Below are 13556 nucleotides of genomic sequence, written 5' to 3' on the forward strand. Positions count from 1 at the left end.
AAGGCTTTCGCAGCCAAGTGGGGCTGTTTGCAGAATCGCTCTGCGAATATGCAGCATAGGGTGAGGCGTTCATGGATTGGGACGACGTCCGATATTTCCTCGCTCTGGCGCGCGCGCACAGGCTCGGACCGGCCGCAAAACTGCTCGGGCAGGACGCGACGACGGTTTCGCGACGGCTGCAACGGCTAGAGCGGCGACTCCAGACGACGTTGTTCGAACAGACCGTCGCGGGTTACGCGCTGACGGAACGCGGCTCGGCGCTATTGGAACACGCCGAGACGATGGAGGCGTCCGCGCTCGGCATCCAGGAAGTCGTCGGCAATGATGCAGGGGTACTCGCCGGCCCGATCCGGTTGAGCGTCTCGGAAGGGTTCGGCAGCCGCATTCTTGCGCCGCGCCTCGCGTCGTTCACCAACCAGCATCCGCGGATCGCCGTCGACCTGATCGCGTCGACCGGCTTCCTCAACCCCTCGCGGAGAGAGGCCGACATCGCGGTGATGCTTGCGCGGCCCAAGAGCGGCCCGCTGGTGGCGCGCAAGCTGACCAACTATCACCTCGGACTGTACGCGCATCCCGATCATCTCGCGCGGACGGGGCCGATCGCGACGACCGCGGATCTGATGCGGCACCGGCTGATCGGGTACGTTCCGGACATGATCTATGCCCCCGAACTCCGCTATCTGGCGGAAATCGACGGCCGCCTCGACGCCTCGATCCGCAGTTCGAGCATCGTCGCGCAGGCCGAGCTGATCGCTGCGGGGGCGGGCTGCGGGATATTGCCTTGCTTCATCGGCGACCGGATGCCGGGACTGGTACGCGTGCTGCCCGAAGCGGTGGACATCGCGCGGTCGTTCTGGCTCGTCGTCCACCGCGACGTCCGTCGGATCGCACGGATCGATCGGTTCATCGCCTGGCTGGACGCGACCATCGGCGAGTTGAAGCCGCTGATGTTGGGCACGACGCCTGCGATTGCCGCTCGGAATTGAGCGCCGTATAGCCCCCGCGGCAGTTCGCCCGGAGTAACAGCGTGATCCCGACCTTCTACCACAAGATGATCAACTGGATCGGCGACGGCACCGGGCTGCCCGATACGATCCTGCACATCCATGCCGGGATGGCGCTGCTGATGATCGCGCGGCTGATCACGCGGCGGTCGTTCGGTACGTTCATTCCGTGGTGGGTGGTCGTCGCGGGCGAGGCGTTCAATGAGATTATGGACCGCATGACGTTCGGGTCGTGGCGGTGGGAGGATACCTCGCTGGATATCCTCAACACGCTGCTGTGGCCGACGGTGATCTGCCTCGGCGTGCGGCTGCGGCCGATGATCGGGAAGCGCGGGCGGTAGAGCCCACTAGCCGCCCGTCATCCTGACGAAAGTCAGGATCCAGAGCCACCGACGATAACGCCCGCGACCCTGGGTCCTGACTTTCGTCAGGATGACGAAAAATAGTCAGCCTAGCGCAATGTAGCGTTGCAAGTGATAGTCCTCGTCACCGAGCTGGTGGTCGATCATCACCAAGCGCTTGGCGTAATGCGACACCGCGTATTCCCACGTCATGCCGATGCCGCCGTGCAGCTGGATCGACTCCTCCGCGACCAGCGCACCAGTCCGACCGATCGTGTATTTTGCCGCTGACAGAGCACGTTCACGCGCCTTGGCATCGTCGCCGTCGAACGCCGATGCCGCATTGATCACCGCGGAATGCGCCTGCTCGATCTCAAGCAACACCGTCGCCATGCGGTGCTGGAGCGCCTGGAACTTGCCGATCGGCACGCCGAACTGCTTCCGGTCGCGGAGGTAGCCAAGCGTGGCTTCCTTGACGAACTCCATCGCGCCGACCGCCTCGGCGGATAGCGCGAGCAGCCCTGCCCCGACCGCCGCATCGACGATCGCCTGCCCCTGTCCTTCCCCTCCTACGCGCGCGTCCGCGCCGAGCGCCACGTTCTCGAACGTCACGTCGCCGGCGCCACCGCCCTCGACAACGTTGTAGCTCCGTACCGAAACGCCCGCCGTGTCCGCGGGCACGAGCAACACCAGCGGATCACCGTCCTGCTCGACCGTCACCACGAACACCGACGCCGCGCCTGCCTGCGGAACGACCGCCTTCGTCCCGCTGAGCGCCCAGCCGTCGCCGCTCTTCGTCGCAGTCACAGGCGTAGCCCCGTCGTCATGTGCAAACGCGGCGATCGTCTCGCCGGACACGATCGCGGCGAGCGTTTCATCATGCCCGCCAGCCTTCGCCAGCGCACGCCCCGCCATCAGCGCACCGAGGAACGGCTCGACCACCAGCGCGCGACCGAGTGCTTCGAACACCACCATGATGTCGAACCCACTGCCGCCGAAGCCGCCCGCCGCCTCATCGAACAGCGCCGAGACGATGCCGAGTTCGTTCAACTGCTGCCATACCGCCGGATCATACCCCGCCTCGCCATACGCGCCCGCGTTGCGCGTCTCGATCGGATAACCGTCGCGCAACGCCCGCACGAGCGTGTCGGCGAGCATGCGGCGGTCGTCGGTGTGTTCGAAGTTCATGGTATCACAGACCCAGGATGGCTTTGGAGATAATGTTCTTCTGGATCTCGTTCGACCCGCCGAAGATCGACAGTTTCCGATTGTTGAAATAGCTCGGCGCCGCCATCGCCGCGTCCTCCGGGCCGACATCCTCGCCGTTCCAGCCGGCCTCCAGAGCTTCGGGTATGTAGGGCGCCGCGTACGAGCCATAGGCACGCCGGGTCAGCGAGGTGATCTCCTGGCGGATCTCGGTGCCCTTGATCTTGAGCATCGAACTCTCGGCACCGGGTGCACCACCGCCTGCCACGGCCGCGAGCACGCGGAGATTGGTCGTCTGCATGTTCGCCAGATCGATCTCGACCCGCGCCATCCTCGCCGCGAACAGCGGGTCATCCGCCAGCGAGCGGCCGCCCTTCTTCTGCATCTGCGCGACTTCCTTCAGCCGCTCGAACGACGCGATCGAGAAGCCGACGCCGGCGATGTTGGTCCGCTCGTAGGTCAGCAGGTACTTGGCGTAGGTCCAGCCCATGTTCTCCTCGCCCACGAGGTTCGCCACCGGCACCTCGACATCGGTGAAGAACACCTCGTTCACTTCCTGCTCGCCGTCGATCAGCGTGATCGGACGGACCTCGATGCCGGGCGACTTCATGTCGATCAGCAGGAACGAGATGCCCTCCTGCTTCTTCGCGGTCGCGTCGGTGCGGACGAGGCAGAATATCATGTCGGCATGCTGGCCGAGCGTCGTCCAGGTCTTCTGGCCGTTGACGACATAGACGTCGCCCTTCCTGACCGCGGTGGTCTTGAGGCCCGCAAGATCGGAGCCGGCACCGGGCTCGGAATACCCCTGGCACCACCAGTCGGAGCCATCGAGAATCCGCGGCAGCCACTGCTTCTTCTGCTCTTCCGAGCCGTATTTGATCAGCACCGGGCCGAGCATGTTGACGCCGAACGGCACGACGCGGGGCGCGTGCGCGAGCGCGGACTCATTGTCGAAGATGAAGCGCTGGATCACGCTCCAGCCGGGGCCGCCCCACTCCTCGGGCCAGTGGTTCGCCAGCCAGCCGCGCTCGTTGAGGATGGCGTGCCACTCCTCCATGTCCGACTTCCGCAGCCGCTTGCCCTCGCGAACCAGCGTCGAAAGGCGGGCGGGCAGTTTGTCGCGGAAGAAGCTGCGGACTTCCTCGCGGAAGGCTTCTTCCTCGGGCGTGAAGCTGAGATCCATGGCCATGTGCTCCTGATGTTGGAGTCCATGTGCCACAGTCGATCGAGGAATTGAAGGACCGGTATGGTCTGGATAACCGAATTTGTTGCGTGGTGCGACGCAGGTTAATCTGGGCGGTATCGCCACACCTTGATCCTCCCCTGGCAGGGGAGGTGGCTGGCGCTCCCCAGACAGAGGGGTGTCACGCTCTCGATGGCGCGCCACCCCTCCGTCAGCCCTGCGGGCTGCCACCTCCCCTCAGAGGGGAGGATCGATAGGGCGTCAGAACCGGTAGCTGATCCAGCCGGCAAGGAAGTCGGAGTTCTTATACCCGGCATTGGTCAGCGCCGGCCCGGCGATCAGATGCTCGTACCGCCCGGTGAACGACAGCCGCGAGGTGAACGGGTACACCGCCTGGAACCGGATCGTGTCGGCGATCTTCTTGCCCCCGAAATTCTGCGTGCCCGCAAACGCCGAGCCGTTCGCGCGGTACACCGCATCGCTCGTCGTATCGCGCCAGGACAGCTGATATTCCGCGGTCATGCGCAGCTTGCCGAACGGCGTGAACGTCACGTTCGGCGCGAGCGCGATCAGGTTGGTCGGCGTCGCGAACAGCTGGTAGCTGTAATAGATGTTGTTGCCGAACGGCGCGAGCGAGTTGCGCAGCGTGCCCTTCCCGTATGCGCCGCCACCGCTCGCATAATCGGCGTGGAAACCGACGCGCGGCGCGGACTTGCCGTCGCCAATCTTGTAGGTCTGCGCCAACAGGATCAGCCACGCCTTGATCGAGCGGTTGTCGTAACTGCCGCCCTGGTAATTGATCGTCCAGTCGAGATTGACCGGCCCGGCGTCACCCCAGACATGCAGGCCGTAGAAATTGCGGACTTCGCGCGCGGTGTCGGTGCCCCATACTGCCGTGCGATTGCGCAGCCGCCAGAGGAACGGATCGACGTACAGCTTCGACCCGCCGAACAGCGTTTCGGGCACGACGATCCCGGTCGAGATACCCGAGAAGCGCCGCGCGCTCTCGGCGTTGTCGTCCTGAGTACCACCATTGCCATAGGCGGTCGGCTTGAAGTCGAACACGTCGGCGCGGACGCCGGCAGCGCGCGCCCAGGCCCGGAAGCCGTTGAAACCGAAGAACAACGTGTTGTTGTCGCGCGGCACCACCATCAGGTTCGGGCCATCGGCGAACGTCTGGCGACCATAGCGCACGCCGACGTCGACATCGGCCACCGTCCCGGTCAGATCGACGAACGCCTGCTGCACCGCGAGCTTGTTGCGCAGGTTTGGTAGCGCAGTGCCGAGATTCTCCCCTTCCAGCGTGCCATGCGCGAGCTCGCCATAGAACCGGAGATGCTCGCCGACATGCAGATCGGCACCACCGAACAGGCGAAGAATGTCCTGCCGCTGCGCTTCCGAGTCGCGGAGATTAGGGTTGGTGGTCTGGTTGACGCGCAACCGCGCCTCGCCCGACAGTGTCAAATAGACGTCGCCATCGCCGGCAATAGAGATGAACTTCAGCTGGTCGACGATGTCCTTGCGCTTCTTCGGGTCGCGCAGCTTCGACCAATCCTCAGCCCAGCGCGACTGGTTATAGCCACCCGACGTCGTCCCGTCGCCGATCGCGGCGTTGGGATAGCTCTCCGCGATCGGCGAGGCTTCGGCGGTGCTCGACACGTCCTTGGCGCCGACATTGGCCTGGCGCGAAGGCGGCGCCTCGGCCTGTGCGGTGGCGACATTCGCGAACGCGAAGATCGAGAGCGCGGACGTGGCAAGGCCAGCCGCGTGCCGCAAGCGGCGCATCGTCATCGAGGTCATAAGCAAGTTCCGGTACTGGCTGGCGGGAACGGGCGGGCGGGGACGGGCTGGCCGTCCCCGCCGGCATCAATGGGCGGTGGCAGCGGCGGGGATTGCCGCCGGCACGAACTCGGGGAGCTTGCCCGACAGCGCCGCGTTCAGCTTGTCGCGGTCGAGTGCGCCCTCCCAGCGGGCGACGACGATCGTCGCGACCGCGTTGCCGATGAAGTTGGTAAGGCTGCGGCACTCGCTCATGAAGCGATCGACACCGAGGATCAGCGCCATGCCCGCGATCGGCACGGTCGGCACGATCGACAACGTCGCAGCCAAGGTGATGAAGCCCGCGCCGGTAACGCCCGCCGCACCCTTCGAAGAGATCATCGCGACGACCAGCAGCAACAGTTCCTGACCGAGGGTCAGGTGCGTGTTGGTCGCCTGCGCGATGAACAGCGCCGCCAACGTCATGTAAATGTTGGTGCCGTCGAGATTGAACGAATAGCCGGTCGGCACGACCAGCCCGACCACCGACTTCTCGCAGCCTGCCGCTTCCATCTTCTGGATCAGGTTCGGCAGGGCTGCTTCGGACGACGACGTCCCGAGCACCAGCAGCAGCTCTGCCTTCAGATACTTGATCAGCTTGAAGATCGAGAAACCGGTGAGCCGCGCGACGGTGCCGAGGATGACCACCACGAACAGCGCCGCGGTGAGGTAGAAGGTCGCGACCAGCGCGCCCAGATTGGCGAGGCTACCGATCCCGTATTTGCCGATCGTGAACGCGATCGCGCCGAATGCGCCGAGCGGGGCTGCGCGCATCAGGATGCCGACCAGCTTGAAGACGATCAGGCTGAGGCGCTCGAGGAAGTTCAGCACCGGCTTGGCAGGCTCGCCGACCAGGCTCAGCGAGATGCCAAACAGGATCGCGACGAGCAGGATCTGGAGGATGTTGCCCTCGGTGAACGCGCTGACCATCGTGTCCGGGATGATGCTCATCAGGAACCCGGTGATCGTCGTCTCGTGCGCCTTCACGGTGTAGTCGGCGATGCCTTTGGTATCGAGCGTGGCGGCGTCGATGTTCATCCCCGCGCCCGGCTGGACGACGTTGGCGACGATCAGACCGACGATCAGCGCCAGCGTCGAGAAGAACAGGAAATACGCGAACGCCTTGCCCGCAACGCGGCCGACCGAGCCGAGCTCCTTCATGCCCGCGATACCGGTGACGAGCGTGAGGAAGATCACCGGGGCGATGATCATCTTCACCAGCTTGATGAACGCATCGCCGAGCGGCTTCAGTGCCGCGCCGTACGTCGGATAGAAATGCCCGAGCGCCGCGCCGAGCGCGATCGCGATCAGCACCTGGATATAGAGCTGGCCGCTCCAGCGCTTGCGCGCGGGCGTTTCCGCGACACCATATGTCTGGGTGGGTAGGGTCAACATCGCCTCCTGAAACTCTCGTCCACTGCCACGGGACGTTATGGCGACGGTAATGCCGGGCCGGACCGGGGACTACAAGACTAGGTCGCATTCGGTATAAAACGTTGGTTTTGCGTGCTTTGTCGGCATACCGACTTTTCAGATGTGCGGGAAATGCCGTTTTTGAGTGATGACGAACCCCGTTCGTGTGTGATAATCCGCACAAATGGCGCGGCTCCGATCCCCTCTTTTCATGACCGCGCTGGCGGTGCTGCTGGCGTTTGCAGCACTCGGTGTGATCGTCGCCGGAGTCGCCTCGATCTATGGCCCGCGCGCGGTGGCGGACGTGACCGCGAGCGTGCGGATGCGCGCGGTACAGCAGACCCGCAGCAACCTCCGCCTGCTCGAAGCCGAGTTGCAGACCTATCGCCTGCTCCCAGTCATGCTCGGCGAATATCCCGCGATGCGCGCCGCGCTCGCATCAGGACGAGTCGACCGTGCGCTCAACGAAAAGTTGGCGATGCTGGCGGAGCGCACCGGCGCCCCCGTGATCTACGCACTCGACACGCAGGGTATGACGATCGCCGCGTCGAACGCCGCCCGGCCCGACAGCTTCCTCGGCCACGACTATCGGTTCCGCGAATATTTCACCAAGGCGATGGCGTCGGGCGCGACCGAGTTCTTCGCACTCGGCAGCGTCAGCGGGCGACCCGGCCTGTACCTGTCACGGCGGATCGACCGCGCCGGTCGACCGCTCGGCGTGGTCGTGGTCAAGGTCGAGTTCGAGAAGATCGCGCGCGCGTGGATCCAGGACCGGATGGCGACCTTCGTCACCGATCCCGACGGCGTCATCCTGATCTCCAGCGATCCGAAGCTCGAATTTAGGACCACCCGCCCACTCTCGCCTTCGCGTCGCGCCGAGCTGGTCGAGACGCGCCAGTTCGGGTCATCGCCACTGGCCCCCGCCCCACTCACGCTAGCCGACGGGGTTTCACGGCTACCCGAAGGATCGCCTGCGATCACGGTGTCGTTGCCGGTACCGATCTCCGGCTGGCGGCTGGTGCATATGGAGCCGCTCGACGCTGCCTTGCGCACCGCCGCCGCACGCACGCGCTGGGCCACCGCGATCGCCGCAATGCTGACGATCGCGACGATGCTCGGCGCGTGGTGGCTGTACGAGCGGCGCAAGCGCAACGTTGGCGCGCGCGCAGAACTCGAAGCAGAGGTCGCGCGCCGCACCGCCGAACTCCGCGCGACCGCCGACCGTCTCCAGATCGAGGTGGAGCAGCGCGAGGCGTCCGACCAGCGTTTCCGCCAGGCGCGCGAGGAACTGGCGCATGCCAACCGCGTCGGCTCGATCGGCACGATCACCGCCAGCGTCGCGCACGAGATCAATCAGCCGGTCGCCGCGATCCGCACCTTCGCCGACAACGCCGCTGCCTTCCTCGACCGCGGAGAACCCGCGCGTGCGGCGACCAACCTCCAGTCGATCGTCGATCTCACCAGCCGGATCGGCACCATCACCGCTGGGTTGAGGCGCTATGCCCGGCGCGGCGCAGGCTCGATCGGCCCGGTGGCGCTAGACGAGGCGATCGACGGCGTCCGCCTGCTGATCGGAGACCGCTTCCGCGCGAAGGGGGTCATGCTCGACCTGCCGAATGGCCCCGAGGCGCGACTGACGGTGATCGCCGGCCGCGTCCGCCTGGAGCAGGTGCTGGTCAATCTCCTCCAGAACGCCCTCGACGCGGTCGCCGACCGCCGCGATGCCCGCGTCAGCGTCACGGTCGGGCGTAAAGGCCGCGACGTCGTGCTGACCGTCGCCGACAACGGCCCCGGCATCGAAGCCGACATCGCCGACCACCTCTTCACCCCGTTCGCGACGAGCAAGAAGGACGGCCTCGGCCTCGGCCTCGGCATCGCGCGAGACATCATGACCGAGTTCGGCGGCACGCTCGACCTCATCCCAGCACCCGAAGGCGCCATTTTCCGTATGATCCTGGTGAAGGCATGAGCGAGCAAGCCGTCTTGCTCGTCGACGACGACGACGTGTTGCGCGGTGCGCTCGAGCAATCGTTCGAACTCGCGGGCATCGCGGTGATCGCCGAGCGCGACCCGACCGTCGCGCTGGCCCGCGTGACCGCCGGGTTCGATGGCGCGGTGGTGTCCGACATCCGCATGCCGAAGATGGACGGCCTCGAACTCTTCCGCCGGATCGCCGCGATCGACCATGAGATCCCGGTGCTGCTGATGACCGGCCACGGTGACGTCGCGATGGCGGTCGCCGCGCTCAAGAACGGCGCGTTCGACTTCATCCCGAAACCGTTCGCGACGGACCATTTGATCGCCGGCGCGCGGCGTGCACTGGAAATGCGCCGCCTCGTCCTCGACAACCGCCGACTCCGCGCCGCTGCAGAGGAAACGATCGGCGCCGAGCCACTGATCGGCGAAACCCCGGTGATGGTCCGCCTCCGCGAAACCATGCGCCAGATCGCGCAGGCCGACATCGACGTTCTGATCGAGGGGGAGACCGGCACCGGCAAGGAACTCGTCGCCGTCCTGCTCCACCGCTGGAGCAACCGACGGTCACGGCCCTTCGTGGCAGTCAACTGCGCCGCGCTGCCCGAGGCCGTCGCGGAAATCGAGCTGTTCGGCCACGACGGCGACTCCCGCCTGCCGCGCACCGGCCGGATCGAGGCCTCGAACCGCGGCACGCTGTTCCTCGACGAAATCGAGAGCACGCTGCCGGCCTTCCAGGCGAAACTGCTCCGCGTGCTCGAAGAACGTGAGGTGATGCCGGTCGGCGGCAACCTGCCGCGTGCACTCGACCTGCGCGTGATCGCAGCGGCCAAACCCGGCCTCGAACAGGCGGTCGAGGACGGCCGCTTCCGCGCCGACCTCCTCTTCCGCCTCGATGCGGTACGCCTGCGCATCCCGCCGCTGAGGGAACGCCGCGACGACATACCGCTGCTGTTCGGCCACTTGCTCCACCAGGCGGCGGAACGGTTCGGCCGTGAGGTGCCGACAGTGGACACCGCGACGCTCGCCTATCTCGGCCAGCACGACTGGCCCGGCAATGTCCGCGAACTCGACAACCTCGCCAAGCGTCTCGTGCTCCGAGTCGAGGCGGAAGAAGCGGCCGACGAAGACAGCGACATCCCTCTCCCCGCCCGCGTCGACAAGTTCGAGGAAGCGACGATCCGTGCCGTGCTCCAACAGGTCAGCGGCGATGTCCGCTCGGCGCTAGCCGCACTCGGCATCCCGCGAAAGACGTTCTACGACAAGCTCAAGCGCCACGACATCGACGTGGAGGCGTATCGTCCGACCAAGGGCTGACCGCAGATACTCCCCTGCAAGGGGAGGTGGCAGCGCGAAGCGCTGACGGAGGGGTGATCCGCTCCCGATAGCGCGATACCCCTCCGTCGCTTCGCGCCACCTCCCCTTGCAGGGGAGGATCAATCTAAGTCGGGATGACCGGCGGCGGCACACCGCCCTGCCGCGTCGCCACGAACTTCGCGAGCGGCGGCCCGATCAGCAACACCCCCAGAAACCGCAACACCTGAAGCGCCATTACGAACGGCACATCGACCGGACTCGACGCCGCAATGATTGCGACCGAGTCCATCCCGCCAGGACTCGTCGCCAGATATGCGGTAACCGGATCGATCCCCCACCACCGTGTCAAAACCGCCGCAATCCCGCCGCAGAACGCGATCAGCAGCGCCACCGACAGCAGTATCCGCGGCATCGCCTTGCCCGCCACCCGCAGCGTATCGCGCGTGAACGACAGTCCGATCCGCCACCCGACCACCGCATAGCTGATCGCGAGCAGCCACTGCGGCAACACAGGCTGCGCGACCCCAGTAATATTGAGCGCCGCCCCCGCGACCAGCGACCCCAGCAAGGCGCCGGCGGGAAGCTTCAGCACGACGCCAACGCTCGCACCAACACCGGCAATCGCGATCGTCCGCAGCACGGCAACCGGATCGACCGCCGCAAACCACGTCGCGGCAACATGATGCCCGCTCCCGCCCCCGACCATTACCGCCGCCAACACCGACGCGACCACCGCCACGCTCACGACCCGCGTGTACGTCATCACCGCGACCAGCCGCGAGTCCGCGCCGTACGCCTGCGCCATCAACACCATCGCGCTCGCAGCACCCGGCGTCGATCCCCACACCGCGACGGTCCCCGGCAACACCTGCCACCGGCTCAGCAGGTAGCCAAGCACGCTGCTGGCCGCGAGCGTGACGAAATTGACCATCAGGAACACCGGCCAGTGATCCGCCACCGTCGCGACGATCCCGGTCGTGATCGACCCCGCGATCAGCGTCCCGACCGCCGCCTGTGCGCCCCGAAACGCCGACGTCGGCACGCTCAGCGACCACCCGCGCACCGCCAGCACGACCGCCGCAACCATCGGCCCGAGCAGCAACCCGGCGGGCAGCCCGACCATCTCCAGCAGCCCCGCGATCACCGCCGACAGCGCGATCAAGACGGCCCACCGCCAGATCATGGCTTGGTAGCGAACCAGATCGTGTGCCGCGCGCCGCCCTTCCGCGTCGCCCGCGCGATCACTTCGTCGACTGCAAAACCGGCTTCGGCAAGGCGTGTGGCGAACGGCTTGCTCGGTGCCGACGACCACACGGCAAGCACCCCGCCCAACCGCAAAGCCGCTCGCGCCAAAGACAATCCCCGCGCCCCGTAAAGCCGATCGTTACCCGGCCGCGAAATGCCGTCGGGCCCGTTGTCGACGTCGAGCAGGATCGCGTCCCAATCACCCTCGCCGATTGCCGCGGCGACGTCGCCCTCGAAAACCCGGGTCCGCGGATCGGTCAGACTGTCCCCGTGCAGCGCTGCCATAGGCCCCCGCGCCCATTCGATCACCGCCGGCACGATCTCCGCAACCGCCACCTCCGCGTCAGGCCCAAGCCGGGCCAGCGCCGCACGAAGCGTAAACCCCATCCCAAGCCCACCGATCAGCATCCGCACGCCGGGCCGCCCACCGATCCGATCGCAAGCCTGCTCCGCCAGCGCCTCTTCCGACCCGCTAAGCCGGCTGTTCATCAACTCGTTCGCGCCGAGCATGATCGAGAACTCGGCACCACGCTGGAGCAACCGGAGCTCACCCCCACCCGGCACCTGCGCCGTCCCGAGAAGCACACGTGGGATCATGCCGACCAAGCCGCGATATCGTCCTGCTCGCCGATCAGCGCGAGGCCATGCGCAATCGACGTCAGTTCGCCGCCGCTCATGATCGCCGCCTCGCCGAACCGCTCGACGAATATCCGGCGGATGCGCGGGATCAGCGACGATCCGCCGGTCAGGAACACCCGGTCGATCTCGCTTCCGCTGACGTTCGCCACCTCCAAAGCCCGGTCGACCGCCGCCTCGATCCGCACGACGTCGTCGGCGATCCAGCCCTCGAACTGCGCGCGCGTCACATCCGCCTCGATCTCAAGCCCCGCGCCCGCAAAGTGGAAATGCGCATCCTCGCCGCTCGACAGCGCACGCTTGAGCGAGCCGACCGCATCGTACAGCGGGTACCCCAGCTCGTTCTCGATCACCGCGATCATCCGCCCGATCGCGTCGGGATCCACGGCGGTCTTCTGCAACCGCTCCAGTTCGGTCATCGTCTTGCGGTTGCGCATCAGCGCGAGCCTGGACCAGTCCGCGAAATCGGCGAAATACGCGCGCGGAATCTCCAGTTCCTTGCCGAACGACTTGTAGGCGCCGCCCTTGCCCAGCATCGGCAGCACCAGCCGGTCGAGGATCCGGTAATCGAACCGGTCGCCCGCGATCCCGACGCCTGCATGCCCGAGCGGCATACACCGCCGCGCCGCCCCCGGCTCGGCAACGCGCACCACCGAAAAGTCGCTCGTACCGCCACCGAAATCCGCCACAAGGATCGTCGCCGGCTCGGTCAACCGCGTCGCATAGCTGTAGGCCGCGCCGAGCGGTTCATAGACGTAATGGATCTCCGCGCCGAAACCTTTGAACATCGCGTCATAGCGTGTGCGGGCGAGCGCCTCGTCAGGTCGCGCACCGGCATATTCTACCGGCCGGCCGACGACGATCCGGTGCGGCCGCGTGTCAAGCTTGCCGCCAGCGTGCGCGATCAGCTTTTCGAGGAACAGCTGGCCCATCTCCTCGAAGCGATAGCGCTTGTCGAAGACCGAGGCCTGCTCGAACGTCTTCATCGCCGCGACCGACTTGAACGACTGGATGAACCGGCTGTCGAGCGGGTAGTCCATATATTCGGCGATCGCCCACGGCCCCGCATCCGACGCGAGCCCCTTGCCGCTGTCGTCCTGCCAGAAACAGAGCGCCGAACGGAATACCGGACTCGTTTCGGCAGGGGCGGCGAACGTCACGAGTTCCGGGGTACCGTCTTTGGTCCCAAGTGCCACGACGCTGTTGGTCGTGCCGAAATCCAGCCCCAGCGCGGGGCCGCCAGCGTCCATCTGCATGCGTCGTCCTTGTATGAACGCGCGCCTATGGCGATGCGGAGTGCAGGATGGCAACCCCGTGCGTGCTTCGGCGGGCGGTAAACCCTATCTAGATCCTCCCCTGCAAGGGGAGGTGGCTGGCGCTTGCCAGACGGAGGGGTATCGCGTTCTCGATGCCGGGCTA

General features: G+C 66.2%; 11 protein-coding genes. 4 read left to right on the forward strand and 7 right to left on the reverse strand.

Translation table 11 applies throughout. The features are described from left to right. The first annotated feature begins 71 nt into the window (after nucleotides 1-71). Nucleotides 72-986 (forward strand): LysR family transcriptional regulator, encoded by a 915-nt coding sequence (locus tag C8J40_RS01860; protein WP_132895539.1) that lies wholly within the window; start codon nucleotides 72-74, stop codon nucleotides 984-986. Nucleotides 987-1027: 41 nt separating this feature from the next. Then, the gene (locus tag C8J40_RS01865) at nucleotides 1028-1345 is read left to right on the forward strand and encodes a hypothetical protein (RefSeq protein ID WP_132895540.1); all 318 of its coding nucleotides are present in this window, start codon (nucleotides 1028-1030) and stop codon (nucleotides 1343-1345) included. Nucleotides 1346-1450: 105 nt separating this feature from the next. On the opposite strand, the gene C8J40_RS01870 is transcribed toward C8J40_RS01865, so the two are convergent. The 4 genes from C8J40_RS01870 to C8J40_RS01885 form a co-directional block, all read right to left on the reverse strand. Next, nucleotides 1451-2533, reverse strand: a complete 1083-nt coding sequence (locus C8J40_RS01870) for an acyl-CoA dehydrogenase (RefSeq protein ID WP_132895541.1) — start codon at nucleotides 2531-2533, stop codon at nucleotides 1451-1453. Between the two features lie 4 nt (nucleotides 2534-2537). Further along, nucleotides 2538-3734 carry an acyl-CoA dehydrogenase family protein gene (locus C8J40_RS01875; protein WP_132895829.1) on the reverse strand — a complete coding sequence of 399 codons (1197 nt, stop codon included), beginning with the start codon at nucleotides 3732-3734 and terminating at the stop codon, nucleotides 2538-2540. Between the two features lie 261 nt (nucleotides 3735-3995). Next, a complete protein-coding gene (locus C8J40_RS01880; protein WP_243693162.1) occupies nucleotides 3996-5534 on the reverse strand; it encodes an alginate export family protein in 1539 nt (512 codons plus the stop codon). A 66-nt stretch (nucleotides 5535-5600) separates the two neighbouring features. Then, complete coding sequence (locus C8J40_RS01885) at nucleotides 5601-6872, reverse strand: dicarboxylate/amino acid:cation symporter (protein ID WP_243693187.1); 1272 nt, start codon at nucleotides 6870-6872, stop codon at nucleotides 5601-5603. Between the two features lie 304 nt (nucleotides 6873-7176). On the opposite strand from C8J40_RS01885, the gene C8J40_RS01890 reads away from it, so the two are divergent. After that, entirely contained in the window at nucleotides 7177-8934 is a 1758-nt protein-coding gene (locus C8J40_RS01890) for an ATP-binding protein (RefSeq protein ID WP_207901120.1), read from the forward strand. After that, nucleotides 8931-10256, forward strand: coding sequence for a sigma-54 dependent transcriptional regulator (locus C8J40_RS01895; protein WP_132895543.1), 1326 nt, complete (start codon nucleotides 8931-8933; stop codon nucleotides 10254-10256). The genes C8J40_RS01890 and C8J40_RS01895 overlap by 4 nt, the downstream gene beginning before the upstream one ends. A gap of 124 nt (nucleotides 10257-10380) precedes the next feature. Here C8J40_RS01895 and C8J40_RS01900 read toward each other — a convergent pair whose 3' ends face one another. The 3 genes from C8J40_RS01900 to C8J40_RS01910 are packed head-to-tail and all read right to left on the reverse strand — an operon-like array spanning nucleotide 10381 to nucleotide 13387. Then, entirely contained in the window at nucleotides 10381-11439 is a 1059-nt protein-coding gene (locus C8J40_RS01900; protein WP_132895544.1) for an AbrB family transcriptional regulator, read from the reverse strand. After that, a complete protein-coding gene (locus C8J40_RS01905; RefSeq protein ID WP_132895545.1) occupies nucleotides 11436-12098 on the reverse strand; it encodes a hypothetical protein in 663 nt (220 codons plus the stop codon). The genes C8J40_RS01900 and C8J40_RS01905 overlap by 4 nt, the downstream gene beginning before the upstream one ends. After that, on the reverse strand, nucleotides 12095-13387 hold the full coding sequence (locus C8J40_RS01910) for an Hsp70 family protein (RefSeq protein ID WP_132895832.1): 1293 nt from the start codon (nucleotides 13385-13387) through the stop codon (nucleotides 12095-12097). The genes C8J40_RS01905 and C8J40_RS01910 overlap by 4 nt, the downstream gene beginning before the upstream one ends. Nucleotides 13388-13556 lie beyond the last annotated feature (169 nt).

It is taken from the genome of Sphingomonas sp. PP-CC-3A-396 (assembly GCF_004343105.1).
In the GTDB taxonomy this organism is placed as follows: domain Bacteria; phylum Pseudomonadota; class Alphaproteobacteria; order Sphingomonadales; family Sphingomonadaceae; genus Sphingomonas.

Bases quoted from the DNA above. Each gene is read 5' to 3' on its own strand.
- C8J40_RS01860 (WP_132895539.1), top strand. From the start codon at position 72: ATGGATTGGGACGACGTCCGATATTTCCTCGCTCTGGCGCGCGCGCAC.
- C8J40_RS01870 (WP_132895541.1), bottom strand. From the start codon at position 2,533: ATGAACTTCGAACACACCGACGACCGCCGCATGCTCGCCGACACGCTC.
- C8J40_RS01875 (WP_132895829.1), bottom strand. From the start codon at position 3,734: ATGGATCTCAGCTTCACGCCCGAGGAAGAAGCCTTCCGCGAGGAAGTC.
- C8J40_RS01880 (WP_243693162.1), bottom strand. From the start codon at position 5,534: ATGACCTCGATGACGATGCGCCGCTTGCGGCACGCGGCTGGCCTTGCC.
- C8J40_RS01890 (WP_207901120.1), top strand. From the start codon at position 7,177: ATGACCGCGCTGGCGGTGCTGCTGGCGTTTGCAGCACTCGGTGTGATC.
- C8J40_RS01895 (WP_132895543.1), top strand. From the start codon at position 8,931: ATGAGCGAGCAAGCCGTCTTGCTCGTCGACGACGACGACGTGTTGCGC.
- C8J40_RS01900 (WP_132895544.1), bottom strand. From the start codon at position 11,439: ATGATCTGGCGGTGGGCCGTCTTGATCGCGCTGTCGGCGGTGATCGCG.
- C8J40_RS01905 (WP_132895545.1), bottom strand. From the start codon at position 12,098: ATGATCCCACGTGTGCTTCTCGGGACGGCGCAGGTGCCGGGTGGGGGT.
- C8J40_RS01910 (WP_132895832.1), bottom strand. From the start codon at position 13,387: ATGGACGCTGGCGGCCCCGCGCTGGGGCTGGATTTCGGCACGACCAAC.